General features: G+C 60.3%; 26 protein-coding genes (1 of these 26 running past the window's edge). 11 read left to right on the top strand and 15 right to left on the bottom strand.

Features of this window, described 5'->3' with window-relative positions; translation table 11 throughout:
* The 6 genes from msrQ to AB4N47_RS01055 all read right to left on the bottom strand — a co-directional run.
* On the bottom strand, positions 1 to 614 hold the 5' portion of the coding sequence (gene msrQ / locus AB4N47_RS01080) for a protein-methionine-sulfoxide reductase heme-binding subunit MsrQ (protein WP_206421561.1). 10 nt of this gene lie to the left of the window's left edge; 614 of the gene's 624 nt are visible here — the first part of the coding sequence; it begins with the start codon at positions 612 to 614; its stop codon lies off the left edge, out of view.
* Positions 614 to 1,627: a protein-methionine-sulfoxide reductase catalytic subunit MsrP gene (gene msrP, locus AB4N47_RS01075; protein WP_024014317.1), complete on the bottom strand. Its 1,014-nt coding sequence runs from the start codon at positions 1,625 to 1,627 to the stop codon at positions 614 to 616. The genes msrQ and msrP overlap by 1 nt, the downstream gene beginning before the upstream one ends.
* Positions 1,628 to 1,690: 63 nt before the next feature.
* On the bottom strand, positions 1,691 to 2,548 hold the full coding sequence (gene pssA / locus AB4N47_RS01070; RefSeq protein WP_016773182.1) for a CDP-diacylglycerol--serine O-phosphatidyltransferase: 858 nt from the start codon (positions 2,546 to 2,548) through the stop codon (positions 1,691 to 1,693).
* A 148-nt stretch (positions 2,549 to 2,696) separates the two neighbouring features.
* A complete protein-coding gene (gene ilvC, locus AB4N47_RS01065; protein ID WP_007909969.1) occupies positions 2,697 to 3,713 on the bottom strand; it encodes a ketol-acid reductoisomerase in 1,017 nt (338 codons plus the stop codon).
* 46 nt (positions 3,714 to 3,759) lie between these two features.
* A complete protein-coding gene (gene ilvN, locus AB4N47_RS01060) occupies positions 3,760 to 4,251 on the bottom strand; it encodes an acetolactate synthase small subunit (protein WP_003176102.1) in 492 nt (163 codons plus the stop codon).
* Between the two features lie 2 nt (positions 4,252 to 4,253).
* Entirely contained in the window at positions 4,254 to 5,978 is a 1,725-nt protein-coding gene (locus AB4N47_RS01055; RefSeq protein WP_039761986.1) for an acetolactate synthase 3 large subunit, read from the bottom strand.
* 399 nt (positions 5,979 to 6,377) lie between these two features.
* On the opposite strand from AB4N47_RS01055, the gene AB4N47_RS01050 reads away from it, so the two are divergent.
* Positions 6,378 to 6,794, top strand: a complete 417-nt coding sequence (locus AB4N47_RS01050) for a DUF4124 domain-containing protein (protein WP_341639190.1) — start codon at positions 6,378 to 6,380, stop codon at positions 6,792 to 6,794.
* A 116-nt stretch (positions 6,795 to 6,910) separates the two neighbouring features.
* On the opposite strand, the gene AB4N47_RS01045 is transcribed toward AB4N47_RS01050, so the two are convergent.
* From AB4N47_RS01045 to mrcB, 3 genes are read right to left on the bottom strand one after another with little or no spacing between them, the layout of a single operon-like run.
* Entirely contained in the window at positions 6,911 to 7,246 is a 336-nt protein-coding gene (locus AB4N47_RS01045; protein ID WP_341639191.1) for a YqcC family protein, read from the bottom strand.
* A complete protein-coding gene (locus AB4N47_RS01040) occupies positions 7,246 to 7,995 on the bottom strand; it encodes a tetratricopeptide repeat protein (protein WP_263471300.1) in 750 nt (249 codons plus the stop codon). The genes AB4N47_RS01045 and AB4N47_RS01040 overlap by 1 nt, the downstream gene beginning before the upstream one ends.
* A gap of 16 nt (positions 7,996 to 8,011) precedes the next feature.
* The gene (gene mrcB, locus AB4N47_RS01035; RefSeq protein ID WP_341639192.1) at positions 8,012 to 10,336 is read right to left on the bottom strand and encodes a penicillin-binding protein 1B; all 2,325 of its coding nucleotides are present in this window, start codon (positions 10,334 to 10,336) and stop codon (positions 8,012 to 8,014) included.
* Between the two features lie 116 nt (positions 10,337 to 10,452).
* On the opposite strand from mrcB, the gene AB4N47_RS01030 reads away from it, so the two are divergent.
* The 4 genes from AB4N47_RS01030 (at position 10,453) to AB4N47_RS01015 (ending at position 13,817) form a co-directional block, all read left to right on the top strand.
* Positions 10,453 to 12,009 (top strand): bifunctional aminoglycoside phosphotransferase/ATP-binding protein, encoded by a 1,557-nt coding sequence (locus AB4N47_RS01030; RefSeq protein WP_341639193.1) that lies wholly within the window; start codon positions 10,453 to 10,455, stop codon positions 12,007 to 12,009.
* A 91-nt stretch (positions 12,010 to 12,100) separates the two neighbouring features.
* The gene (locus AB4N47_RS01025; protein WP_073475441.1) at positions 12,101 to 12,445 is read left to right on the top strand and encodes a pentapeptide repeat-containing protein; all 345 of its coding nucleotides are present in this window, start codon (positions 12,101 to 12,103) and stop codon (positions 12,443 to 12,445) included.
* A 289-nt stretch (positions 12,446 to 12,734) separates the two neighbouring features.
* Positions 12,735 to 13,007 (top strand): TfoX/Sxy family protein, encoded by a 273-nt coding sequence (locus AB4N47_RS01020; RefSeq protein WP_016773175.1) that lies wholly within the window; start codon positions 12,735 to 12,737, stop codon positions 13,005 to 13,007.
* A 15-nt stretch (positions 13,008 to 13,022) separates the two neighbouring features.
* Positions 13,023 to 13,817, top strand: coding sequence for a Crp/Fnr family transcriptional regulator (locus tag AB4N47_RS01015; RefSeq protein WP_341639194.1), 795 nt, complete (start codon positions 13,023 to 13,025; stop codon positions 13,815 to 13,817).
* A 233-nt stretch (positions 13,818 to 14,050) separates the two neighbouring features.
* Here AB4N47_RS01015 and AB4N47_RS01010 read toward each other — a convergent pair whose 3' ends face one another.
* Genes AB4N47_RS01010 through AB4N47_RS00995 form a run of 4 tightly spaced genes read right to left on the bottom strand, consistent with a single transcriptional unit; the run spans position 14,051 to position 17,592 of the window.
* A complete protein-coding gene (locus AB4N47_RS01010) occupies positions 14,051 to 14,899 on the bottom strand; it encodes a ChaN family lipoprotein (protein ID WP_341639195.1) in 849 nt (282 codons plus the stop codon).
* A 19-nt stretch (positions 14,900 to 14,918) separates the two neighbouring features.
* Positions 14,919 to 15,683, bottom strand: a complete 765-nt coding sequence (locus AB4N47_RS01005; protein WP_445941219.1) for a heme ABC transporter ATP-binding protein — start codon at positions 15,681 to 15,683, stop codon at positions 14,919 to 14,921.
* A gap of 2 nt (positions 15,684 to 15,685) precedes the next feature.
* On the bottom strand, positions 15,686 to 16,669 hold the full coding sequence (locus tag AB4N47_RS01000) for a FecCD family ABC transporter permease (RefSeq protein WP_460154573.1): 984 nt from the start codon (positions 16,667 to 16,669) through the stop codon (positions 15,686 to 15,688).
* Positions 16,670 to 16,719: 50 nt separating this feature from the next.
* Positions 16,720 to 17,592 (bottom strand): heme/hemin ABC transporter substrate-binding protein, encoded by an 873-nt coding sequence (locus tag AB4N47_RS00995; RefSeq protein ID WP_341639197.1) that lies wholly within the window; start codon positions 17,590 to 17,592, stop codon positions 16,720 to 16,722.
* A 164-nt stretch (positions 17,593 to 17,756) separates the two neighbouring features.
* Between AB4N47_RS00995 and AB4N47_RS00990 the strand changes: the two genes are divergently transcribed.
* Positions 17,757 to 18,074: a Rieske (2Fe-2S) protein gene (locus tag AB4N47_RS00990; RefSeq protein ID WP_016773170.1), complete on the top strand. Its 318-nt coding sequence runs from the start codon at positions 17,757 to 17,759 to the stop codon at positions 18,072 to 18,074.
* Here AB4N47_RS00990 and sfsA read toward each other — a convergent pair.
* Both sfsA and AB4N47_RS00980 read right to left on the bottom strand, forming a co-directional pair.
* A complete protein-coding gene (gene sfsA / locus AB4N47_RS00985; protein ID WP_024014329.1) occupies positions 18,071 to 18,784 on the bottom strand; it encodes a DNA/RNA nuclease SfsA in 714 nt (237 codons plus the stop codon). The genes AB4N47_RS00990 and sfsA overlap by 4 nt on opposite strands.
* Positions 18,784 to 19,953: a pyridoxal phosphate-dependent aminotransferase gene (locus AB4N47_RS00980; RefSeq protein WP_341639198.1), complete on the bottom strand. Its 1,170-nt coding sequence runs from the start codon at positions 19,951 to 19,953 to the stop codon at positions 18,784 to 18,786. Before AB4N47_RS00980 ends, sfsA begins: the two co-directional genes overlap by 1 nt.
* A 332-nt stretch (positions 19,954 to 20,285) precedes the next feature.
* On the opposite strand from AB4N47_RS00980, the gene dksA reads away from it, so the two are divergent.
* From dksA to AB4N47_RS00955, 5 genes are all read left to right on the top strand, one after another.
* Positions 20,286 to 20,729: an RNA polymerase-binding protein DksA gene (gene dksA / locus AB4N47_RS00975; protein ID WP_016773167.1), complete on the top strand. Its 444-nt coding sequence runs from the start codon at positions 20,286 to 20,288 to the stop codon at positions 20,727 to 20,729.
* Between the two features lie 211 nt (positions 20,730 to 20,940).
* Complete coding sequence (gluQRS, locus tag AB4N47_RS00970) at positions 20,941 to 21,834, top strand: tRNA glutamyl-Q(34) synthetase GluQRS (protein WP_341639199.1); 894 nt, start codon at positions 20,941 to 20,943, stop codon at positions 21,832 to 21,834.
* A 77-nt stretch (positions 21,835 to 21,911) separates the two neighbouring features.
* The gene (locus AB4N47_RS00965) at positions 21,912 to 22,088 is read left to right on the top strand and encodes a hypothetical protein (RefSeq protein WP_003176118.1); all 177 of its coding nucleotides are present in this window, start codon (positions 21,912 to 21,914) and stop codon (positions 22,086 to 22,088) included.
* The gene (locus AB4N47_RS00960; protein ID WP_161806084.1) at positions 22,072 to 25,026 is read left to right on the top strand and encodes a sensor histidine kinase; all 2,955 of its coding nucleotides are present in this window, start codon (positions 22,072 to 22,074) and stop codon (positions 25,024 to 25,026) included. Before AB4N47_RS00965 ends, AB4N47_RS00960 begins: the two co-directional genes overlap by 17 nt.
* A 22-nt stretch (positions 25,027 to 25,048) precedes the next feature.
* A complete protein-coding gene (locus AB4N47_RS00955) occupies positions 25,049 to 26,485 on the top strand; it encodes a sigma-54-dependent transcriptional regulator (protein WP_341639200.1) in 1,437 nt (478 codons plus the stop codon).
* The last annotated feature ends 447 nt before the right edge of the window (positions 26,486 to 26,932 follow it).

Here is a 26,932-nt window from a genome sequence, read left to right as displayed (position 1 = left end):
TTTTCTTGCAGATTCTGCTTTTTACCCAGTAAACGCGGGATTCGCTTCATCACCGGCGGCAGACGAAGCAGCAAAAGCATGCCACCTATAAAGGCATAAATGGTCCACTCTTCCAGATCGGCCCGCACGATCCACAGCATATGCAGCAAACCAAGTCCGAGAATCAGGTAAACCAGGCGATGCAGCTTCTTCCAGCGAGCGCCCAAACGACGCTGACTATAACGATTCGATGTCACCGCCAGTATCAGCAATCCGAGAAAGCCCAGCGCACCGACAATAATGTAAGGCCGCTTGCGTAGCTCAACGCCCAACTGCGACCAGTCGAATCCGAGGATAAACGCCATATAGCTGAACAGATGCAGCGTCACATAAGCAAAACACCAAAGCCCTAACTGCCGGCGCACTGCAATCCACCCCGCCCAGCCGCTCAGCTTTTGCAGGGGAGTCATGCTCAGGGTGATCAACAGCAACACCAGCGTGCCAAGCCCGAGACGATCAACCAGCACCTTGCCCGGATCAGGCCCGAGCAGATCGGCGAACGCTTGATAGAACCACAGCAATGGCCAGACCGCCGCAGCAATGAAAACGCCCACTCGCCAGAACGGATAACGCATCAGTAGTTCTTCCGCAGATCGAGCCCTGTATATAAAGAAGCGACTTCATCCGAGTAGCCGTTGAACATCTGTGTATCGCGCACATTCGGTTTGAACAGGCTGTTCGGCAAGCGCCGCTCGCGCGCCTGGGTCCAGCGTGGATGGTCGACGGTAGGATTCACATTCGCGTAGAAGCCGTACTCATCGGCAGCAATGCTTTGCCAGGTGGTCTTCGGCTGCTCGCTGACCAGACTGATGCGCACAATGGACTTCACACTTTTAAAGCCGTACTTCCACGGCACCACCAGACGCAAAGGTGCGCCGTTCTGGTTCGGCAGTTCGCGGCCATACATGCCCACCGCGAGGATCGCCAAAGGATTCATCGCCTCATCGAGACGCAAGCCTTCGACATACGGCCAGTCGATCAAGGCAAAACCGGAACGCTGGCCGGGCATGCTCTTGGGATCCTGCAGGGTTTCGAAGCGGATGTACTTGGCCTTGGAAGTCGGCTCGACCTGTTTGAGCAAGGCCGAGATGGGAAAGCCGATCCAGGGAATGACCATCGACCACGCCTCGACGCAGCGCAGACGATAGATACGCTCCTCCAACTGATACGGTTTCATGAAGTCTTCCAGCGCGTAACGCCCTGGCTTACCCACCTCCCCGTCAATCACCACGCTCCAGGGTTCGGTTTTCAGGTCGCCAGCGTTCCTCGCCGGATCGCCCTTGCCGGTACCGAACTCATAAAAGTTGTTGTAGTTCGTCGCGTCTTTATAAGGCGTGATCGCCTCATCCTTGACGTTGACCGCCCCCCATTGTGTAGAAGGGAGCTTTTCGGCAAACCAGGCCGGAGCCTTGCCGGATTCGACATCAGAGTAGCGAGGGGCATCAGCGGCACTGGCCCAGCGCGGCAGGCTGCTCACGGCAATACCGGCAGCAGTGGCGCCGAGCAATTGGCGACGGGAGAGATAAATGGCTTCAGGCGTGACATCCGACTCATGGCAGTCGGATGCTTTGGGGATCTTGATCAACATGACAACTCCGCAGCTTTGGAGGACAGGTGCACCCATAGACTGCGGAGTATGCGGGAAATTACATCACTCGGCGTTTTTGTGACGACGAAGACGCAACAGATATTGCACCGGACCGGACGCCGCATAGGCGAGGAACACCAGCAGCAGAATGCGCGGCGGATCACTGAACACGACAGCGAATACCAGCACCACCGCCAGGATCGCCACGAACGGCACGCGACCTTTGAGATCCAGCTCCTTGAAGCTGTTGTACTTGATGTTGCTGACCATCAGCATGCCGGCCGCCGCCACCATCAAGGCCACCAGGAACGACATCTTCGAACCCTGAATGCCGTAATCGCTGAACGCCCAGACAATACCGGCCACCACACCTGCCGCCGCCGGGCTGGCCAGACCGATGAAGTAGCGTTTGTCCGCCGTGCCGACCTGGGTGTTGAAACGCGCCAGACGCAACGCCGCACCCGCTACATATATGAAGGCGACCATCCAGCCGACCTTGCCCATGTCTCCCAGCGCCCAGCCGAAGGCCAGCAATGCCGGCGCTACGCCGAAGGCGACCATGTCCGACAGCGAGTCGTACTCGGCGCCGAAGGCACTTTGGGTATTGGTCATGCGCGCCACGCGACCATCGAGGCCGTCGAGCACCATCGCGACGAAAATCGCGATCGCAGCGAAGGCGAAGTACTTGCTCGCATTCACCGAGTCGCCGGCGCTCAACGCGGCCTGTGCGCTCATCGAGTTGATGATGGAATAGAAGCCTGCGAACAGGTTGGCAGTGGTGAACAGGTTCGGCAGCAGATAGATACCACGATGCCGGACTTTACGACCTTCAGCGTCGTGCCCTTCTTCGATGTGTTCATCGATGGGCAGCAGGCTTTCGGCGTCGGAAGCCTTGTTCGGCTCTTCGGGACGTTCGCTCATGGACATTACCTTGCAACGGTTTGGAAAAAATTCGACAGAGGCTTGAGGACGACAGTTCGGCCACAAACGATGCAGCTTTATACCAGAAGCACCGGCCCAAACGAAAAAACGCGGCCGAGGCCGCGTTTTTCGTACAAGGAACGACGACTCAGTTCTTGGCTTTGTCGACGATCTTGTTGGCACCGATCCACGGCATCATGGAGCGCAGTTGCTCGCCGATGACTTCGATACCGTGAGCGGCGTTGTTACGACGCTTGGCGGTCATCGAAGGGTAGCCGGTTGCGCCTTCGCTGATGAACATTTTGGCGTATTCGCCGTCCTGAATACGTTTCAGGGCGTTGCGCATGGCCTGACGGGATTCGGCGTTGATCACTTCCGGGCCGGTCACGTACTCGCCGTACTCGGCGTTGTTGGAGATCGAGTAGTTCATGTTGGCGATACCGCCTTCGTACATGAGGTCAACGATCAGCTTCAGTTCGTGCAGGCACTCGAAGTAGGCCATTTCCGGCGCGTAGCCAGCTTCAACCAGGGTTTCGAAACCGGCTTTCACCAGTTCAACGGTACCGCCACACAGAACGGCTTGTTCGCCGAACAGGTCGGTTTCGGTCTCGTCCTTGAAGGTGGTTTCGATGATGCCGGTACGACCGCCACCGACGCCAGCAGCGTAGGACAGCGCAACGTTCTTGGCGTTGCCCGAGGCGTCCTGGTAGATCGCGATCAGGTCAGGGATACCGCCGCCTTTGACGAACTCGGAACGCACGGTGTGGCCCGGGGCTTTCGGCGCGATCATGATCACGTCGAGGTCGGCACGCGGAACAACCTGGTTGTAGTGAATCGCGAAGCCGTGGGAGAAGGCCAGGGTGGCGCCTTTCTTGATGTTCGGCTCGATTTCGTTCTTGTACAGCGAGGACTGGAACTCGTCCGGGGTCAGGATCATGACCAGGTCGGCAGCGGCAACAGCGGAAGCAACGTCGGTCACTTTCAGGCCATGTGCTTCGGCTTTGGCAACGGTGGCCGAGCCTTTACGCAGACCGACGGTAACGTCGACACCGGAGTCTTTCAGGTTGCACGCTTGAGCGTGGCCCTGGGAGCCGTAACCGATGATGGCAACTTTCTTGCCCTGGATGATCGACAGGTCGCAGTCTTTATCGTAGAAAACTTTCATGAATTTCCCCTTATATCCGGCCGTTCAGGCCATGCGCTAATTTGGTTTAGATGCTGAGTACTTTGTCGCCGCGAGCAATGCCGGTCACGCCACTGCGGACGGTTTCCAGAATCGATGCGGTGCCGATGGACTGAATGAAGCTGTCGAGCTTGTCGCTGGTACCGGTCAACTGAACGGTATACACGCTGGCGCTGACATCGACGATCTGTCCACGGTAGATATCGGTGGTGCGTTTGATCTCGGCGCGCTGGGCGCCAGTGGCCTTGACCTTGACCAGCATCAGTTCGCGTTCGATGTGAGCGCTTTCCGACAGGTCCACCAGCTTGACCACTTCGATCAGCTTGTTCAGGTTTTTGGTGATCTGCTCGATCACTTCATCGTGGCCCACTGTGGTCAGCGTCAGACGCGACAGGGTCGGGTCTTCGGTCGGGGCTACGGTCAGGCTTTCGATGTTGTAGTTGCGCTGCGAGAACAGGCCGACTACGCGAGACAGAGCGCCGGGTTCGTTTTCCAGAAGCAGGGAAATAATGTGCCGCATGATTAAGTACGCTCCGTCTTGCTCAGCCACATATCGCGCATGGAGCCGTCTTTGATCTGCATCGGGTAGACGTGCTCGCTGGTGTCGACCGCAACATCGATGATCACCAGGCGATCCTTCATGGCGAAGGCTTCGGCCATCTTCGACTTCAAATCTTTCGATTCGGTGATGCGTACACCAACATGGCCGTAGGCCTCAGCCAGCTTGATGAAGTCGGGCAGCGATTCCATGTAGGAGTGCGAGTGACGGCTGCCGTAGCTCATGTCCTGCCACTGGCGAACCATGCCCAGCACACCGTTGTTGAGGATGACGATCTTCACCGGCAAGCCGTATTGCAGGCAGGTCGACAGCTCCTGGATATTCATCTGGATACTTCCTTCGCCGGTGACGCAGGCAACGTCGTCGTCCGGGAAGCTCAGTTTGATGCCCATCGCTGCTGGCAGACCGAAGCCCATCGTGCCCAGACCACCGGAGTTGATCCAGCGGTTCGGCTTGTTGAACGTGTAGTACTGCGCGGCAAACATCTGGTGCTGACCCACATCGGAGGTCACAAAGGCGTCGCCCTTGGTCACTTCGCAGAGGGTTTCGATCACGGTTTGCGGTTTGATCTTGCTGCCGTCGCCCTTTTCATAAGGGAACAGGCCGCGATCACCACGCCATTCATCGACCTGCTTCCACCAACTGGCTACGGACTCCTTGTTCGGGGTCTCGCCGATTTCCTTGAGGATCGCGACCATTTCGGTCAGGACGCTCTCGACCGGACCAACGATTGGCACGTCGGCCTTGATGGTCTTGGAGATCGAAGCGGGGTCGATGTCGATATGGATGATCTTGGCGTTCGGGCAGAATTTCGCCGGGCCGTTGATCACCCGATCGTCGAAGCGTGCGCCCACTGCGAGGATCACGTCGGCATGGTGCATCGCCAGGTTCGCGGTGTAGCTGCCGTGCATGCCGAGCATGCCGATGAACTGGCGGTCAGTGCCCGGGAACGCGCCCAGGCCCATCAAGGTGTTGGTCACCGGCAGGTTGAGCATTTTCGCCAGTTCGGTCAGTTGCGCGGAGCCATTACCGAGGATTACGCCGCCGCCGGAGTACAGCACCGGGCGCTTGGCCGCCAACAACATTTCTGCTGCCTTGCGAATCTGCCCGGAGTGACCGCGAACGGCCGGGCTGTAGGAGCGCAGCTTGGCTTTTTTCGGGAAAACGTATTCGAACTTCTCGGCCGGGTTGGTCATGTCTTTCGGGATGTCGACCACGACCGGACCCGGACGACCGGATTGCGCCAGGTAGAAAGCCTTCTTCATGACTTCCGGGATTTCCGATGCGTGCTTGATCATGAAGCTGTGCTTCACGATCGGCCGGGAAATACCGATCATGTCGGTTTCCTGGAACGCGTCGGTGCCGACCATGGTGCTTGGCACCTGACCGGAAATGATCACCATTGGAATCGAGTCCATATAGGCGGTGGCGATACCGGTGATGGCGTTTGTGGCGCCTGGACCGGATGTGACCAATACCACGCCGGCTTTACCGGTGGCACGGGCGTAGCCGTCAGCCATATGGGTCGCCGCTTGTTCGTGACGAACCAGGATGTGGGTCACTTCCGGTTCTTTGAACAGGGCATCGTAAACATGCAGGAGAGCACCACCCGGGTACCCGTAGATATATTTGACGCCTTCGTCACGCAAAAAGCGGACGAGCATCTCACCGCCAGATAAAAGCTCCACGTTGTTCACCTCTAAAACGCCAGAATACCGTCCACAAAAAAGGGGCGGGTCTTAATAGGTTTACTTCTCGGCAGAGCATGAGCGACGGTGGTCGCCGACTACGTCAGCACTGACTGAGCAAGTATTGGGATCGTCCCAAGTGTTGCGGGCCTTTCCCACCCAGCGCGAGGTAACGCGTTGCGGGTGTAACAGGTCGGCGCGGATGTGCGCCTCATGATCTACCGAGTGGGTCTGCTTCTGGCAGTCCCTCTACAGCGGACTTTGGATTCTTCTGTTTCGCCCTCTGCAAGTCAAGTCGTCTGTTGGGTTAATTGTGGGTAACCACATGAGAACGCAAGAAAAAACCTGAAAAGCGCTACTCTGTTAGCGTCAATTGCGCATTTTTGCCAAGGAATCAGCATGCGAACGCTCCTCCTCACTCTGCTGATCGGCCTCAGCCCATGGTGCTCGGCCGCTCAAATCTACAAATGGGTCGATGCCCAGGGTGTCACGCATTTCGATGCACAGCCGCCGCAGGGCCAACCGTCCACGACCCTGCAGACGCCCTCCTCGCCCACTCCGAAAGCGGCGCCGATGCCGGGCGGCGGCGTACTTGGCGATCAGCAAGCCATTGATGCCAAGGTGAAAAAACAGGTCGCCGAACAGCAAGCGCAGCTCAAGGCGTTTTGCGAGCAGGCGCGCACAAACCTGGCGCAACTGCAGAACAATCCGCGTTTGCGTGAGGAGGTCGAGGGGGATGTGCGCAGGCTCGACGATACACAGCGTCAGGAACGCATCGTCGAAGCGCAGAAGCAGATTGCCGAGAACTGCTCGTAATCGCGGCGAAGGAGCTGTGTCGGAGCTGCCGAAGGCTGCGATCTTTTGACTTGTTCGAAGAGCAAGATCAAAAGATCGCAGCCTCGTTGCACTCGTCAGCTCCTACACAACCGCGTTCAGCGGGATGCAGTGATCAGCAGGTCAAACTCTTTGAGCAGCACCTGCAATTGACGATCCTTGCCGCCAAGGTTGCGCTGGGCAAAGACCATTTCCGCCATTTCCTGAATGCCCGAGGCGTTCGGCAAGGGCAGATCCTGTTCGAGGATCAGCTTCATGCGCGGCAGGAAGATCCATTGCAGCCATTGCTCGAAGTCCAGCGTGTCGACCGAAAACGGCTCGACACTGCTCAGGGCTTCGGCGGACGGCTGAACTTCATCCCACCAACCCTGGGTGCGCAGCTCGCGTTCGATCAGCAACAGCTGATCGGCGATTTTCGGGAAGCGCACATCCATCACAGGGAAACCTTGGCCTTCTGACGGGCCAGTGCGGCGCCGGCGGAATCGCCTTGTTTCTCACGAGACTGAGCGATGATTTCCCACAGGCTGGCTTGCAGATCCGGACGACCGTTGGCCATGGTCAGCGCACGACGGGCAAATTGCTCGGCTTGCGGTGCATCGCCCTGAGCCATGCGTACTTGCGCCAGACGGTACAGCACTTGTGGCTCACGGGGGGCGACACGTTGCGCCCGCTCCAGGCTGGAAGAGGCACCGTTGAGGTCGCCGCCGGCCTGCTGCTGTTGCGCGGTGGTCAGCAAGGCGAGGACCGGGCCGTCCAGTTGCTCATCCGCCGACAGACCGCCGCCACTGCTGGCCGAAGGAATGCCACTTGGCGTCGACGGCATGCTGTAGCTGCCGGAGTTGATCGGCGCCGACTCAACCGCCGATGGGTTGTACGGCCCCGACGTGATACCGCCGGATGCAGGCCCCGGGACGATCGGCGAAGAACTGATCGGTGTCGACACCGCAGCACCGCCGCCCGGCACCATCACCACCACGCCGGTATCGCCTTGCGGAATCGCCTGAGGCTGGCCCTGCGCCGGGCGCTTGACCGTGGTCTGGCGGAAACCGCCATTGGCGCCGATGCGTTCGCTATTGGACACGGCCGTACCCGAATCCACTACCGGAATCGAACCACGCTGTACGGTGGAGCAGCCGCTGAGCAAAGCCACGGCGGTCACCGCTGGAATCAACCACTTGTTCACTTGAAACCCTCTTTGCTTAATTCATCCAGCCCTTGACCCAGTCCATCACCGACTCCGGCGAGGCAGGGGTTTCACTTGCACACGCGGCGCCGGGTGGCGGTTCGCTGCCGCGAATATACGGCATCTGTACCGCGCCGGGGCAGTTGGCATCGGAGCCCTGGCCGGTGCGCGAATCGACCCAGGCCTGCACGACGTTGTCCGGCTGCGGCATGTCCAGCGGCAGCGGATCGGCCTTGCGCATGAAACTGGTCCAGACCTGCAACGCACCGGTGGCCCCGGTGAACGGCGTCTTGCCGTTGTCATCGCGGCCGAGCCAGACCACCGCCAGCAGATCCTGACTGAAACCGGCGAACCAGCTGTCGCGCGAATCGTTACTGGTACCGGTCTTGCCCGCCAGGGTCAGGGTCTTGGGCAGCACGTTATAAACCGAACTGCCGGTACCTTCACGCATCACCCGCTGCATGGCGTTCTGGATCAGGTAAATCGAGGCAGGATCGAAGCGCTGTTCGATCTGGAAGGGATAACGCTTGAGCGGCTCGCCCTCGGCGGTCAACACGCTGCGAATGCCGCGCATCGGCGTATTGAAACCACCGTTGGCCAGCGTCTGATACATGGTCGCCACTTCGATCGGCGTCATGCCGCCGGCACCGAGCAGCATCGACGGGAACGCCGGGAATTCACGAGTGACGCCCAGGCGACCCACGGTCTTGAGCACATTCGGCACACCGACTTCCAGGCCCAGACGCGAGGTCGACAGGTTGTAGGAATGCGCCAGGCCCTGATAGAGGAAAACCGTACCGTGGGAGCGGCGATCGTAGTTCTGCGGCTTCCACACCTGACCGTTGGCGCCCTTGACCGAAAGCGGATCGTCCGACAGCCAACTGGTCAGCGTGTACTGGCTCGGCTTCTCGAGCGCGGTCAGATACACCGCCGGTTTGATCAAAGAACCAATCGGGCGCACCGCATCCAGTGCACGGTTGAACCCGGCGTAGCTGGCCTGACGGCTGCCGATCATCGCCTGGACTTCACCGGTTTCCGGGTTGGTCACGACCATCGCCGCTTCGACGTCATCGGAGCCCTTGCGCCCGGCCAGACGCTTGAACGTGTCGTTGACCGAGGCTTCGGCTTTCATCTGCAGAATCGGGTCGAAACTGGTGAAGATGCGCAGACCCTCTTCGGTCAAGTCTTCGTCGCGGTAGTCTTCGCGCAACTGACGTTTGACCAAGTCGATAAAGCCCGGGAACGAGCTGTCGGCGAGCTTGCCGCGAGTCGTCACACCGAGCGGCATTTTCTTCGCCGCCTCGACCTGTTCTGGGGTTGCCACGCCTTGCTGCGCCAGCACGTCGAGGACCAGATTACGCCGCTCCAGCGCGCGCTCCGGGTTGCGACGCGGGTTGTAGTAGGACGGCCCCTTGACCATGCCGACCAGCAACGCCACTTGATGCAGTTTCAGCTCGGACAATGGCTGGCCGAAGAAGAACTGACTGGCCAGACCAAAACCGTGCACCGCACGCTGGCCGTCCTGACCGACGAAGACTTCGTTGAGGTAGGCCTCAAGAATTTCCTTCTTGTCGTAATGCAGTTCCAGCAGCAACGCCATCATCGCTTCGGTGAGCTTGCGGGTCAGGCTGCGTTCGCTGGTCAGGTAGAAGTTCTTCACCAACTGCTGGGTCAGCGTACTGCCGCCCTGAGTCATCTTGCCGCCAGAGGTGTTGATCCACACCGCGCGGGCGATCGATTTCGGCGATACGCCCCAGTGACTATAGAAGTCGCGGTCTTCCACGGCGATCAGGGTTTCGAGCAAGTACGGCGGCACCTGATCAAGTTTGATCAGGATGCGGTCTTCAAGATTTTTCGGGTAAATGCCGCCGATCATCAGCGGCTCGAGGCGCACCACCGACAGCTTCGAACCGTTGGTCGCGGACAGCTCAGCAACGTAATCGCCGGAGAAGCGCACGCGAACCGGTTGCGGTTTCTCAAGGCCTTCATAGAACTGGAAGCCACGGGTGTTCAGGTCAACCGTATTGCCGCTGACGGCGGCGGCGCCGGGGCCATTGCTCACGGCTTCGCGGCGATAGCCGAGGGCATCGAGTTCGGTGAGGAAATCGTCCTTGCTGAGCTTCTGTCCGACGAACAGCTCGAGCGGGCGCGCGTATACCTTGGCCGGGATGGTCCAGCGCTTGCCGGAGAACTTCTCCTGCACCACGGCATCGAGGTAAACGGCGAAGCCGGCCAGCACTACAAGGCCGACCAGGCTGAGTTTAATGGCCCAGCTCAACCATGGGCTGAGGCCCTTGGTTGGTGGTTTTTTCTTGGTACGGGGGGATCGGGATCGAGTCATGGCGGCGGATTATACGCACTTTATCGATCCTCAACAGGCACGCGCGGAGGTTTGCGTCAGGCGGGCAAGCAGCCATAATGGCCGCCTCGAATTCCCCCGTCTCTGAAGGATCGCCCGTGAGCCAGTCCCTGATCGCTGCCCTGCAAAACCCGGCCCTCTACCCGCATCCCGTCGAAGGATTTCAGGTCATCGAAACTCACATCTCGTGGGTGATCCTCACTGGCCCCTTCGCCTATAAAGTGAAGAAGCCAGTGAATTTCGGCTTTCTCGACTTCACCAGCCTCGATGCACGCGCGCATTTCTGCGCGGAAGAGCTGCGCCTGAACCAGCGTCTGACCGCTGATTTGTATCTGGACGTGTTGCCGGTAACCGGCAGCGTCGAAGCACCACAACTGGGCGGCGACGGCCCGGCTATCGAATACGTGCTGAAAATGCGCCAGTTCCCCCAGAGCGGCTTGCTCAGCACCCTGCAAGCCAATGGCGAGCTGACTACTCAGCACATCGATGCTCTGGCTGAGCAGATCGCGCACTTCCACCTTCACGCACCGAAAGTCCCGGCCGAACACGACGCCGGCACACCGGACAGCGTGATGGCGCCGGTCGCGCAAAACTTCGAGCAGATCCTGCCATTCCTCAGCGACAAAAACGACTTGCTGCAACTTGAGGCATTGAAAGCCTGGGCCGAAAGCAGCTTCGAGCGCCTCAAGCCCCTGTTCGCCCAGCGCAAGGCGCAAGGTTTTACCCGTGAATGCCACGGCGACATTCACCTGGGCAACGCCACGGTCATCGACGGCAACGTGGTGATCTTCGACTGCATCGAGTTCAACGAGCCATTCCGTTTCACTGATGTCTGGGCCGACACCGGTTTCCTCGCCATGGACCTGGAAGACCGTGGCCTGAAATCGTTGGCGCGTCGCCTCATCAGCCAGTACCTGGAACTGACCGGCGACTATGAGGGCCTGGAAGTGCTGAACTTCTATAAAGCCTACCGCGCGCTGGTGCGAGCCAAGGTGGCATTGTTCAGCATGCCGGCCGACGCGACTGCGGTGCAGCGCGCCACCACCCTGCGCCAGTACCGCAACTACGCCAACCTGGCGGAAAGCTACAGCACCATTCCTTCGCGCTTCATGGCAATTACCCACGGTGTTTCCGCAGTCGGCAAGAGCCATGTGGCCATGCGACTGGTCGAAGCACTGGGCGCAATTCGCCTGCGTTCCGATGTCGAGCGCAAGCGCCTGTTCGGTGAGCAGACGGTTACCAACGATGTGCAGGCCGGCATTTACAGCGCCGACGCCAGCGCCGCGACCTACGCGCGCCTGCACGAAATCGCCGAGATAATTCTGCACGCTGGTTTCCCGGTAGTGATCGACGCGACTTACCTCAAGCGCGAGCAGCGCGATAACGCGGCGAAGATTGCCGAAGCCACCGGCGCGCCATTCCTGATCCTCGACTGCAACGCCCCGCAAGCGGTGATCGAGAGCTGGCTGGCGATGCGTCAGGCCGACCAGAAAGATCCGTCCGACGCCACCCTCGCCGTGATCGAAGCGCAGCAGGCGAATCGCGAAGCGCTGACGCCGGAAGAAATCCTGCGCAGCAAACGCGTACAGACCAATGAATCCGGGACACTGGATACCGTAGTCGCGCAGATTCGTCAGCGCCTGCCAGGCCTGTAAAAAACTATTTCGGCCGTGAAGCCCTCGCCCGCTTCACGGCCGTCAAATAGTGGCACTATACTGGCGTCATAAAACCAACAGGTGATCTGACATGAGCCAGCCCAAACTGCTCGACACTCCGCTTTACGCCCTGCTGCACAAAGATGACGTCGCAGGCTTCAACAAGGAACGGCCACTGGATGGTCCGATCGACATGGTCGGCGGCGATTTCCGTGGTCTCGACCTGCGCGAGCTGAACGCCGACGGCGTGGATTTCCGCGATGCGTACTTCCGCTCCGCCGATCTGCGCGGCATCGACTTCCGCAAGGCTTCGCTCGAAGGCGCCAGCCTGGCCCATGCGCAAATCTCCGGGGCGTACTTTCCGCCGGAGCTGAGTGCTGACGAGATTCTGATGTCGATGAATTTCGGCACGCGGCTGCGCTATCGCACCCGCTGAAACCAGGAAATCTTCCTGACACCACGCCTTTCCCCTGGGGGAGCGAGCCTGCTCGCGAAGGCGTAGTGTCAGCTGATATCGATTGTGTCTGATACGCCCTCTTCGCGAGCAGGCTCGCTTGTACATTGTTACCCGCCTAACTCGCTTCCCTCTGCGTTCGCAGCTCCTTTACCCCCCTTTCTTAGAAGCTTTTGCGTCGAATCCGACCAAACAACCACGCTTTTCCTACTGATGGCTACACTGCTGAGAAGCTCGCCCACGCACCATTCGGCCGTCGCAAGGAGGCTTGATGAATGATGAACTGCAACACCTGAAAAATCTTGGCAAGACATCGGCGCAATGGCTGCATGCCGTGGGCATCCACAGCGCCTCGGACTTGCGTCGCCTCGGTGCAGTGGATGCCTACCGGGCCGTGCGTACTCGGGGGTTTCGCGCATCGAAGGTGTTGTTGTATGCGATCGAGGGCGCGTTGATGGACGTGCACTGGAACGATATCCCCGCCGAGCGCAAGGACGCCTTGAACAAACAGCTCGAAGCCATTTCCGCGCGCCACAAGAACTGAACAGGCGCTGACGCCATGTATTTACTGGGGGAACAATCGGCCCACGCCGACGCATTGATCAATCGCTTGCAGAATCTTCCTGGGCAGTGGCTGCAGGATTTGTCGCCGTGCGCGCCGGTCATCGAGCTGGAGGCAACGGACGATATGTTTGCACAGGTGCCGAGCGATCAGTTGTTTCTGCTGAGCGAGGGCGTGGTACATGGCTGCATCGCGGGCCGTGCGCTGTTCTACTGGCAGGAAGGTGATCTGCTCGGCCTGCAACGTGGCGAGCAATGGAGCGACTGCCGCATTTGCAGCGACAGCGCTGTGCGCCTGGTGCCCTATGGGCGCGCTGAGGTTTTGCAGCATTTGTATGCCGACCCTGATCGAGCGGAGCAGTTGCTGAGCTATCTGCTCGGGCAAATGGCGCTGCTCGCCCATGCCGTGGCCGAGCTGAAACCTCGGGAGTTTCGCAGCACCAACGGCTTCAAACGGGTCGAGGCCGGCGCCGTGCTGATCCAACAGGGCGATGCAGCGGATCATGTCTTTGTGATTATTGACGGGCATGCCGAGGCGTTCCTCGACGGGCACAAGGTAGGCGACGTGGCCAAGGACGAGATTTTCGGCGCCATGGCGTTGTTTACCGGCGAGCCGCGCAACGCTTCGGTGGTGACGTCCGTGCCGAGCACGGTGATGTTGATTCCCGGTGATCAATTTTTGAGCATGACCCGCAGCAATCCGAAGATCGCCCATAGCCTGATTGAGGGAATGGCTCGACGCATCGGCCAGTTGAATCGCCAGATCACGCAGTTGACGACGCAGCGCACCTAGCGCAATGCCCTTTATTCACAGGGCCTCACCACCGCTCGCAAAACTAAATTACAGATTTGCGAAATCAGCGGTTGACGCGGTAATGAGAATCGCTATGATTATCACAACTGGTCGCGAGATCAGTCGATATTCTGAAAAGCCCTTGGTTCGGACTCTCAGATTATCTCCTCATCAGGCTAATCACGGTTATTTGACCCGGTTTTTTACCGGGTCTTTTTTTGCCTGTGGAAAAGTCATTTAGCGAATTGTTGGCGCATCTGCTCGCAGTAATCCGGCTTCGGCGTGGCAGGCGTGTACCAGACGTAATCGGCCATCGCCGCCGATACCGCAGCGCCCTGCTCGGCCAGCATCAATACGATTGGCGCCTTGCCAGCGCCGAGATCCAACAGATGCAGCGGCACGCCGACATCCTTGCGCGCATGCCAGGCACCGGCCAGCAGAATCGAAGGCATCGGCGCCGCCAGCATGCGTTCGGCCATGCGTCGATCACGCTGCTGCTGAATTGCCAACATCGCAGGCATCTGTGATTCGGGCAGCAAGCCGCAGTGGGATTCACTGATTTGCCCAAGCAAAGTTTTTTTAACCGACAGCGAATTGCTGCGCGGACCGTTCAGAGCAGGTGGATTGCGGTAGAACGCGCGGATTTCGCTGTCATCGAGATTGGCCGCCAGCAACGGATACGGCTGCGACAGGGCAAAGCGCACGATTGGCCCGTAAAGATTCCAGTCCCAGCCCTCTTGCCAGGCCAATGCCGCGGGCAGATCTGCCGGAACGGATTTCGACTGGCGTGCCGCATCGACTTTCGCTTGTTGAACCGGCGAAAGCATTTCCAGCAGCAGACTGCCTTGCGCTCGCTGCTCGCCGAGCGACTGCAACAGCCACAACTGTGCGGCATGGTGATCGGCGTTGTCGTGCTGCTCACCGATGATCAAACGCTCAGGCTCAGCCAGACGCTCCAACAGTTGCTGCACACTCAGTACCTCGCCGCTGCGCAGATCGCGGATATCAGCGCCCACTGGCGGAGCCGCCACGTGCTGACACCCCGCGAGCAACACCAGCGCCAACAACCACAATCCACGCATGCAACACCTCAATGATGATTCAGCGGGCGATGATCAGCGGATGCCCACGCTCCGGGTGCGACTGCACCAAAACCTCCAGGCCGAACACCGCTTTGAGCGTTTCCGGACGCAGCACCTGCTGCGCAGTATCCAGCGCGACCGGGCGCCCCTCCTCCAGCAACAGCACGCGATCACAATAGCGCGCCGCCAGATTCAGATCATGCAGGATCACCAGCACCGCCGCGCCGCGATCGGCGAACTCGCGCACCGCCTGCAAGGTGGTGTGCTGATGCAGCGGATCGAGCATGGATGTCGGTTCGTCGAGCAACAGGGTTTGCCCGGCCTGACCCGGCCAGAGTTGCGCCAGCACCCGCGCCAGATGCACGCGCTGACGCTCGCCACCGGACAACGCCAGATAGCTGCGCCCACTCAGGTGCCCGGCATCGGCGGCGGCCAGCGCTGCCGCGACAATCTCGTCGTCGCGTACGCGCCCGGTCTGGTACGGCAAACGGCCCATGCCGACGACCTCTTCCACGGCGAAGGCAAAATCCAGCGTCGACACCTGCGGCAACACCGCCAGTCGTTGTGCCCGCTGCGTTCCGCTCCAGTGGCTCAACGTCTGACCATCGAGCGAGACATTGCCGTCGCTGGCGGGCAACTCACCACATAAGGCGCCGAGCAAGGTGCTTTTGCCGGCGCCGTTCGGTCCCAGCACGCCAAGCACTTGACCGGGTTCGAGCCTGAGCGTGACTCCACTGAGCACAGCCTTGCGGCCACGGCGGACATGCAGATTGTGCGCAGACAACATCAGGCACGCCCTCGCAGCAGCAGATAAAGGAAGAACGGCGCGCCGATAAACGCGGTGACAATGCCGATCGGCAACTCCGCCGGCGCCAGCGCCAAGCGCGCCACCAAATCGGCGAGTAATAACAGGCTTGCACCGGCCAGCACCGAGGCTGGCAGCAGAACTTTGTGATCCGGGCCGGCCAGCAGGCGCACCAGATGCGGCACCACCAGCCCGACAAAACCGATCATGCCCGCACCCGCCACCGCCGCGCCGACACCCAGCGCTGTACAGAACACCAGTTCGCGCTTGAGCCGTTCGACATCGATGCCCAGATGACCGGCCTCGGATTCACCGAGCAACAAGGCATTCAATGCCTTGGCCCGACGCGGCAGCCACAGCGCCACGCCGATGGTGATGATCAGCAAGGGCCACAGCCGCGCGTAACTGGCGCCGTTGAGGCTGCCGAGGTTCCAGAAGGTCAGGGTGCGCAGCGTCGCGTCATCGGCCAGATAAGTGAACAGGCCGACCGCCGAACTGGCCAGCGCCGTCAGCGCGATACCGGCCAGCAACATGGTCGCCACGTGGGTCTGACCGTTGCGCCGGCCCAGCCGATAGACCAGCGCCGTCACCCCAAGACCACCAAGAAACGCACACACCGACAACAGATACGGCCCGAACCACTCCGGCAGGCCGCCGAATAAAGAACCGCCGACAATCGCAATCGCTGCGCCAAGTGCCGCGCCACTGGACACCCCGACCAGCCCCGGATCGGCCAGCGGATTACGAAACAGACCCTGCATCGCCACGCCGGACAGCGCCAGCACGCCACCGACCGCCAAGCCGAGCAAGGTTCGCGGCAGGCGGATCTGGCCGAGAATCAGCTCGGCCTGCTCCAGCCCCTCCGGCGCCAGCGGCACGCCAACCAGACGCAGCGCGGCGCGCAAAGTGTCAAACAGCGGCAGGCTCACCGGCCCCAATGCCAGCGACAGCCAGATCGCCAGCAGACACAACAATGTCAGGCCGATGAACAAGCCACGGGGTTTGACCAGTGTGGTCATTGGCCGCCCTTGGCCGGGTAGAAACCGTCCGTCAGGGTTTGCAAAGCAGCCGGCAACCGTGGCCCGAGACCGCCAACCAGCAGCGTCGGATCCAGCTCCATCACCCGCCCGCTCTTGGCAGCACGGCTGGAATTGAGGATCGGGTTTTCCTTGAACAATGCCGCTTTTGCGGCCTCGCCGGTCAGCGCACGGTCAGCGAACACCAGCACTTCGGGATCGAGGCTGGCGAGGGATTCGACAGAAAACGGTTTGTAGCCGCTATGCGTCGCAAGGTTGTGCCCGCCAGCCTGTTGCAGCAACCAATCGGCGGCAGTGTCCTTGCCGGCGATCAACGGCTTGCCGCCAGCGTGCCCGAGCAACAGCAACACGCCCGGAGCTTTCTGCGTGGCCTGCACTTGGGCAACGCGCGCTTTCTGCGCCTGGAGCTGCTGTTGATAACTCTGCAGCAGCTGCGCTGCCTGGCTTTGTGCGCCGAGCAACTGGCCCAGATGAGTGACATTCTTTTCCAATGTCGGCAGATCAGGCTGGGCTGAAAACAACTCGACCTTGACCTTGGCCGCTTTGACTTGCGCCAGAACCGGCGGCGGGCCCATTTCTTCGGTACCGACCAGAATGTCCGGGCGCAGGCTCAAGATGCCTTCGGCCGACAGGCTGCGCTGATAACCAATACTCGGCAGGGCCTGCAACGATTGGGGATGCTGACTGGTGGTGTCGACCCCAACCAGTTTTGACTCGCCACCCAGCGCGCTGACCCATTCCGACAGCGCGCCGCCAGCGCTGACCCAGCGTTGCGGTAAATCCGCTGCGCTCGCCTGATGGCTGAGAAAAAGGCCGACGCACAGTACGGCAACGCGGGTTTTCAGGCGCATACGCAGCTTCCTTGAACAAGGTTTCCCGGGCATCGGCGCAGCGAGCCAAGTATCCTCGGCAACGGCCAGACTCCCTGTGGGAGAAGGTCGCCATTTGATAATTGTTTGCATTTGAACGTCAAGCTCGGACATATCCAGACACGAGCGGACATTTGAGGATAGCCATGAAGTTTCTCTGCGCCGGCAGCGATCTGGCCGAAGCCGGCAGTCGCGGTTTCGAAATCGAAGGCAAAAAGCTGTTTGCCGTGCGTCGTGGCGGCAAGGTGTTTGTCTATTTCAATCGCTGCCCGCACCGGGGCGTCGGGCTGGAATGGCAGCCCGACCAGTTTCTCGATCCGAGCAATAGCCTGATCCAGTGCGCTACCCATGGCGCACTGTTTCTGATCGAGGACGGCGAATGCGTCGCCGGCCCCTGCGCCGGGCAGTCGCTCACGGCAATTGAATGCCGGGAAGATACACAAGGCGTGTGGGTCGACGTTTAACCGTTTAGCCGCACGTCGAGTCGGCGGTCGATGACCATTTCTTCGTGGTCAAGGCGCACACCGTAGGCCAACACCTCAACACCGCAGGCGACCGCTTCACGCAGCGCCTCGGCGTAAGCCCAATCGATTTCCTCGGCCGGGCGCACGGCATCGATGCCGGTGAGGTTCACGCAGTACAACTGCACCGCCCGAATGCCGTCGCGCGCCAGATGCGCCAGCTCGCGCAGATGTTTGGCGCCGCGCTGGGTCACCGCATCGGGAAACGCCGCCACCGCCGTGCCGTCGAAGCCGAGGGTGACGCTTTTGACTTCGACATACGCCGGCCCACTGGGGTATTCGAGGCGGAAGTCGATGCGGCTTTTTTCCTGTCCGTAGGCAACCTCACGCTTCAACGCGGTAAAGCCGTTCAACTCGGTGATCACGCCGGCCTGCAAGGCTTCCTCCACCAAGCCGTTGGCGCGCCCGGTGTTGACGCAAAACAGCCGGCCCTGCGGGGTTTCGCCAATTTCCCAAGTGCCGGGCAATTTGCGTTTCGGGTCATTGGAGCGACTGAACCAGACCTGCCCGCCCTCGACCTGGCAATTGAGCATCGAACCGGTGTTGGGGCAGTGAATGGTCAGCAATTCGCCGCTAACGGTCTCGATATCGGCGAGAAAACGCTTGTAACGACGAATCAGCCGCGCTTCTTCCAGAGCAGGATAAAAGCGCATCAGCCTTGCCAGCTCTTCAAGCCGCGCGCGATGCGTTCCACGGCTTCCTGCAAACGTGCGAGGTTCTGTGTGTAAGCGAAACGCACGTGATGGCTGGCCTGATAACGACCGAAATCCAGTCCCGGCGTAAAGGCAACGTGCTCGGTTTCGAGGAAATGTCGGCAGAATGCGAAGGCATCACCGCCGAAACGGCTGATATCGGCGTACAGATAAAACGCGCCTTCCGGCTCAACGGCGATGTTGAAACCGAGTTCACGCAGCGCCGGCAGGAGGAAGTCGCGACGGCGCGCAAACTCGGCGCGGCGCTCTTCGAAAATCGCGATGGTGGCTGGCTCGAAACAGGCCAGCGCCGCGTACTGCGCCATGCTCGGCGCACTGATGTAGAGGTTCTGCGCGAGTTTTTCCAGCTCGCTGACCGCCGCTTCTGGCGCGACCAACCAGCCCAGGCGCCAACCGGTCATGCCGAAATACTTGGAGAAACTGTTGAGGACAAAAGCGTTGTCATCGACTTCCAGCACACTGGCGGCATCAGTGCCGTAGGTCAGGCCGTGGTAGATCTCATCCACCACCAAGTGCCCGTGCCTGGCCTTGATCGCTGTGGATAATCCGCCCAGTTCATCGCGGGTCAGCAAAGTGCCCGTCGGGTTGGCCGGCGAAGCGACAAGGGCGCCGACACTATCGTGATCCCAATGCCGCTCGACCAGATCCGGGGTCAGTTGATAACGCACCTCCGGCCCGACCGGCACCAATTGCGCCGCGCCTTCGACCAGCCGCAAGAAATGCCGATTGCACGGGTAGCCCGGGTCGGCGAGCAGCCAGTGTTTTCCCGGATCGACCAACAGGGCACTGGCGAGCAACAGCGCGCCGGAGCCGCCCGGCGTGATCAGAATCCGTCGTGGGTCGATATTCAGGCCGTACCGCGATTGGTAGAAACCGGCGATCGCCTCGCGCAGTTCGGGAATGCCACGGGCGGCGGTGTAACGGGTCTTGCCGGCGCTCAACGCAGCTTGTCCGGCGCGGATGATCGGCTCGGCGGTGGTGAAGTCCGGCTCGCCGATTTCCAGATGGATCACGTCGTGGCCTTCGGCCTGCAATTCATTGGCCCGCGCCAGCAGCGCCATCACATGGAACGGTTCGATCGCACGACTGCGCGCACTGTAGGGGCCCATTGGAATGCCTTTGACGGAAAAAAGAGACGATTCTACCTGTCTGCCGGAACGAGCGAGAACCCGTGAAGGTCACAGCCTCAAGAACGCTGGACTGTAACGATCTGAACGTACGCTCCAGGATTGACTAAAATCAGTCATTGAACAGGTCTCCCTTCCCACAGACACGGCTTGTCAGACATCTGCAAGCGCCACTCGCCGGGGGCTCGACATCCGGGAGTAGCGCAGGCTGATTTGATCTGGTAAGTTCGCCCGCTTGCAGCCGCAGGGCCGGCAGGTGTCGGTGATGGAGCAATCCTGCGCAATGGATTACAAGAGTAGAGGCGGTCTATTTCATGTCCACCCAAGCAAAGCAACAGCAGAAAGACACGATCAGCGGCTTCGAACCTTATGTTTCGAAGGCGGGTGAAGAGTACATGGGCGCTCCAATGCGCGCGCACTTCACCAAGATCCTGAACAAGTGGAAACTGGACTTGATGCAGGAAGTCGACCGCACGGTTGATCACATGAAAGACGAAGCGGCCAATTTCCCTGACCCGGCCGACCGTGCCAGCCAGGAAGAAGAGTTCGCCCTCGAACTGCGCGCCCGCGACCGCGAGCGCAAGCTGATCAAGAAAATCGACAAGACGCTGCAACTGATCGAAGACGAAGAGTACGGCTGGTGCGAGTCCTGCGGCATCGAGATCGGCGTCAAGCGCCTCGAAGCCCGCCCGACAGCGGATCTGTGCATCGACTGCAAGACCCTTGCGGAAATCAAGGAAAAGCAGGTCGGCAAGTAATCTCGGCCTGAACGAAAAACGGAGCGTGCGAACGCTCCGTTTTTGTTTCTGTGTTTTGCCCGCGGAACCTGCTTCTGCCTCTGTGGGAGCGAGCCTGCTCGCGAAAGCGTCCCTTCAGACAGCTCATTATTGCCTGACACAGCGCTTTCGCGAGCAGGCTCGCTCCCACAGAGGTAACCTGCTCAAATTCTGAATAGCCTTTATCGCCTCCATGACTGCCAAATCCCCCGCCTACATCGGCCGCTTCGCCCCCACCCCCAGTGGCCACCTGCACTTCGGTTCGCTGGTCGCTGCGTTGGCGTCTTACCTCGACGCCCGCTCCGTCGGTGGGCGCTGGCTGGTGCGCATGGAAGATCTCGATCCGCCGCGCGAAGAGCCCGGTGCGCAAGCGGCGATTCTTAAGGCGCTGGAAAGCTACGGTTTCGAATGGGACGGCGAAATGGTCCGCCAAAGCGATCGACACGCGGCTTATGCCGAAGTGCTCGACAGCCTGTTCAACCATGGCCTGGCCTACGCCTGCACCTGCTCGCGCAAACAACTGGAGCCCTATCACGGGATTTATCCGGAGTTTTGCCGCAATGCCGGCCATGATCAGCACGACGTCGCGATCCGCCTGCGCGTGCCGGAGCTGGAATACCACTTCATTGATCGCGTGCAGGGCGAATACCGCCAGCACCTGGGCCGTGATGTCGGCGATTTCATTATCCGTCGTCGCGATGGTCTCTACGCTTATCAATTGGCCGTGGTGCTCGACGACGCCTGGCAAGGCATTACCGACATCGTGCGCGGCGCTGACCTGCTCGATTCGACGCCGCGTCAGCTGTACCTGCAAGAACTGCTCGGCCTGAAACAGCCGCGCTATCTGCACCTGCCGCTGATCACCCAGCCGGACGGCAACAAACTCGGCAAGTCCTACCGCTCGCCGCCGCTCGAAGCCGATCAGGCCACGCCGTTGCTGCTGCGGGCCTTGCGCGCGCTGGGGCAAAATCCCGGCACCGAACTGGCACACGCTTCGCCGCGCGAACTGCTGGCCTGGGGCAGCGCGCATTGGGATGCCGACCGGATCCCGCGCACATTGACCCTGCCCGAAGCGCAACTGCAATGACGACACTTGCAGTCGCGCGCCCATCCGTTACCATCGCCGCACGTTTTCGGGCACGCGCATAAAAAAGAGAGGCCGGGATGTACATCTATCGCTTGGTCCTGCTTCTGGTCGTCGGGATCTACCTGTTCTCCCCCGCCATCATGGATTGGTGGATCGACGCGACGGGCGCCTGGTATCGCCCTTATCTGCTCTGGCTGATCCTGATTGTCGTGACCTTCATCCTGCAGAGCCAAAAAGATGCCGATGAGCTTTAGCCTGACCCAGATGATCCTGATTAGCGCCGCGTACCTGGCGGCGCTGTTCGGCGTTGCCTGGGTCAGCGAACGGGGCATGATCCCGCGCGCGATCATTCGCCACCCGTTGACCTACACCCTGTCGCTGGGGGTTTATGCCAGCGCCTGGGCGTTCTACGGCACGGTGGGCCTGGCCTATCAGTACGGTTACGGCTTTCTGTCCAGTTATCTCGGCGTGTCCGGTGCATTCCTGCTGGCGCCGGTGCTGCTCTATCCGATCCTGAAGATCACCCGCACCTATCAACTGTCGTCGCTGGCCGATCTATTTGCCTTCCGCTTTCGCAGCACCTGGGCCGGTGCGCTGACCACGATTTTCATGCTGATTGGCGTCTTGCCATTGCTTGCCTTGCAGATTCAGGCCGTGGCCGACTCGATCGGCATTCTCACCGGCGAACGTGTGCAGAGCCGCGTGGCGTTGGCGTTCTGTGCGCTGATCATTCTGTTCACGATTTTCTTCGGTTCCCGGCACATCGCCACGCGCGAGAAACATGAAGGGCTGGTGTTCGCGATTGCCTTCGAATCGATCATCAAACTGATCGCTCTCGGCGGCGTTGGCCTGTACGCGCTGTATGGCGTGTTCGACGGCCCGCAACAGCTCGAACTGTGGCTGCTGCAAAACCAGACCGCCCTCGCCGCCCTGCACACGCCGTTGCAGGAAGGTCCGTGGCGCACGCTGCTGCTGGTGTTCTTTGCCTCGGCGATCGTGATGCCGCACATGTATCACATGACCTTTACGGAAAACCTCAATCCGCGCTCGCTGGTCAGCGCCAGTTGGGGCCTGCCGCTGTTTCTGCTGTTGATGAGTCTCGCCGTACCGCTGATTCTCTGGGCCGGGCTGAAACTCGGCGCCACCACCGACCCGGAATATTTCACCCTCGGCATCGGCATCGCCGCCAACAGCAAACCGCTGGCCTTGCTCGCCTACGTCGGTGGCCTGTCCGCCGCCAGTGGCCTGATCATCGTCACCACCCTGGCCTTGTCGGGCATGGCGCTGAACCATCTGGTGCTGCCGCTCTATCAACCGCCGGCCGAGGGCAATATCTACCGCTGGCTGAAATGGACCCGCCGGGCGCTGATCGTGGCGATCATCATGGCCGGCTTCGGCTTCTACCTGATGCTCGGCGTCGAACAGGATCTGGCCAACCTCGGCATCGTCGCGTTCGTTGCGACTCTGCAATTTCTGCCCGGGGTGTTGTCGGTGTTGTACTGGCCGACCGCCAACCGCCGTGGTTTCATTGCCGGTCTGCTGGCGGGGATCACGGTCTGGGTGGTGACCATGCTGCTGCCGCTGGTCGGCAATCTGCAGGGCTTCTATATCCCCCTGCTGAACATGATCTACGTGCTCGACGACACCAGTTGGCACATGGCAGCCATCGCCTCGCTGGCCGCCAACGTCCTGATGTTCACTTTGATCTCGCTGTTTACCAACGCCAGCCCGGAAGAAGCCAGCGCCGCCGAAGCCTGTGCGGTGGATAACGTGCGCCGCCCGCAACGCCGCGAACTGCACGCCGCCTCGCCGCAGGAGTTCGCCACGCAGTTGGCCAAGCCGCTGGGTGCCAAGGCTGCGCAGAAAGAGGTCGAGCAAGCCTTGCGCGATCTGTATCTGCCCTTCGACGAACGCCGGCCTTACGCCTTGCGCCGTTTGCGCGACCGCATCGAGGCCAACCTGTCCGGCCTGATGGGCCCGAGCGTTGCGCAGGATATGGTGGAAACCTTCCTGCCCTATAAGGCTGGCGGCGAAAACTACGTCACCGAAGACATTCACTTCATCGAAAGCCGTCTCGAGGATTACCACTCGCGCCTCACCGGCCTGGCCGCCGAGCTCGACGCCCTGCGCCGCTACCACCGCCAGACCTTGCAGGAACTGCCGATGGGCGTCTGCTCGCTGGCCAAGGATCAGGAGATCCTGATGTGGAACAAGGCGATGGAAGAGCTGACCGGCATCGCCGCACAGCGAGTGGTCGGTTCGCGCCTGAGCACCATCGCCAACCCGTGGAAAGAATTGCTGCAAGGCTTCATCAACCTGCCCGACGAGCATTTGCACAAACAGCACCTGGCCCTCGATGGTCAGACCCGCTGGCTGAACCTGCACAAAGCGGCGATCGACGAGCCGTTGGCCCCGGGTAACAGTGGCTTGGTGTTACTGGTCGAGGATCTGACCGAAACGCAGATGCTCGAAGACAAACTGGTGCATTCCGAACGGCTGGCCAGCATCGGCCGACTCGCAGCGGGTGTGGCCCACGAAATCGGTAATCCGATCACCGGCATCGCCTGCCTGGCGCAGAACCTGCGCGAAGAGCGTGAAGACGACGGCGAGCTGACGGAAATCAGCGGGCAGATTCTCGAGCAGACCAAACGCGTCTCGCGCATCGTCCAGTCGCTGATGAGCTTCGCCCATGCCGGCAGCCATCAGCACAGCGACGAACCGGTGTGTCTGGCCGAAGTTGCGCAGGATGCCATCGGCCTGCTGGCGCTGAACCGGCGCAATTTCGAAGTGCAGTTCTACAACCTGTGCGATCCCGATCATTGGGTCGAAGGCGACCCGCAACGGCTCGCCCAGGTGCTGATCAATCTGCTCTCCAACGCCCGCGACGCCTCGCCGCCGCACAGTGCGGTACGGGTCAAGAGCGAAGCCGGCGAACACACGGTCGATCTGATCGTCGAAGACGAAGGCAGTGGCATTCCGTCGAGCATCATGGACCGATTGTTCGAACCTTTCTTCACCACCAAGGATCCGGGTGAAGGCACCGGTCTGGGCCTTGCACTGGTCTATTCCATCGTTGAAGAGCATTATGGACAAATCACCATCGACAGCCCGGCTGATGTACAAAGCCAACGCGGCACCCGTATCCGGGTGACCTTACCGCGTCATGTCGAAGCGACGTCCGCTGTGAACTGAGACCGTCGAGAGTATCGAATCAATGCCGCACATTTTGATCGTCGAAGACGAAACCATTATCCGCTCCGCCTTGCGCCGCCTGCTGGAACGCAACCAGTACCAGGTCAGCGAAGCCGGATCAGTGCAGGAAGCACAAGAACGCTTCACCATTCCTACGTTCGATCTGATCGTCAGCGACCTGCGCCTGCCGGGCGCTCCGGGCACCGAGCTGATCAAGCTCGGCCAGGGCACACCGGTGCTGATCATGACCAGTTACGCCAGCCTGCGCTCGGCGGTCGACTCGATGAAAATGGGCGCGGTCGATTACATCGCCAAGCCGTTCGACCACGATGAAATGCTCCAGGCGGTTGCGCGGATCCTGCGCGATCGCCAGTCGGCGCCGGCTGCCGGCGAAGCCACGGCGAGCAAGCCTGCCGCTGGCACTGGCAAAGCTGCTGTGGATAACAGCAATGGTGAAATTGGCATCATCGGCTCCTGCCCACCGATGCAGGACCTGTACAGCAAGATCCGCAAAGTCGCGCCAACCGACTCCAACGTGTTGATTCAGGGTGAGTCCGGCACCGGTAAAGAACTGGTGGCCCGCGCTCTGCACAATCTGTCGAAACGCGCCAAGGCGCCGATGATTTCGGTGAACTGCGCGGCAATTCCGGAAAGCCTGATCGAATCCGAACTGTTCGGCCACGAGAAAGGCGCGTTCACCGGTGCCAGTGCCGGTCGCGCCGGTCTGGTCGAAGCGGCGGACGGCGGCACCTTGTTTCTCGATGAGATCGGCGAACTGCCCCTCGAAGCCCAGGCTCGCTTGCTGCGGGTTCTGCAGGAGGGCGAGATCCGCCGCGTAGGTTCGGTGCAGTCACAGAAAGTCGACGTGCGCCTGATCGCAGCAACCCACCGCGATCTGAAGAGCCTGGCGAAAATCGGCCAGTTCCGTGAAGACCTTTATTACCGTCTGCACGTGATTGCCCTGAAGCTGCCGCCGCTGCGCGAGCGTGGCGCCGACGTCAACGAAATCGCCAATGCCTTCCTCGCTCGCCAGAGCGCGCGGATCAATCGCACCGACCTGAAATTTGCCACCGATGCCGAACAGGCGATCCGGCACTATTCCTGGCCGGGTAACGTGCGTGAGCTGGAAAACGCCGTCGAGCGCGCGGTGATTCTCAGCGAAAGCCCGGAGATCTCGGCCGACCTGCTGGGCATCGACATCGAGCTGAGCGATCTGGAAGACGACGAGTTCATCGGTCTGCCGCCGCAAACCGGCGGTAACGCCAGCAACAGCAGCCATGAGCCGACCGAGGATCTGTCGCTGGAAGACTATTTCCAGCATTTCGTCCTCGAGCATCAGGACCACATGACCGAGACCGAACTGGCACGCAAACTCGGCGTCAGCCGCAAATGCCTGTGGGAACGCCGCCAGCGTCTGGGCATTCCACGGCGCAAGACCGGGGTTGCCAGCGAGAGCTGAGCGTTACCCACCGCGTGCGCGGGTAACGCATGACAATGTGAAAAAACTGTTACCGCAGTCGATTCACGTAACAGAAGCCGGGGTTATCGGTAACGAAACCCCGGCTTTTTTTCGCCCCTGCAAAATGGTTATATCGACCTAACCCCTTGTTTTACTGGGCTTGGCAAAAGTTGGCACGCACCCTGCTATATGTTTGGTACAAGAACAATAACAAGCAATGCACAAGACAATAAAAATAAGACGAATCGACTCACGCACAATAAAAACAAGACGGCGAGAGGCGCAGCTAACTGATTCTTTTGGAGAGGCGTTGTATTTGGGGCTTGCCCCACGACCAGGCCGAGAACAACAAAAACTGTCCTAAGACAGAGCCTGTACTGGTTGGATCGACAGATCACTGCAATTCAGCGACCAAAGCAATCCGTTTGCTCTTGGCTCCCGATTGGG

It is taken from the genome of Pseudomonas sp. S3_G06, assembly GCF_054667565.1.
Note: the sequence above shows the minus strand (reverse complement) of the source record. Positions and strands in the feature narration are given on the sequence as shown.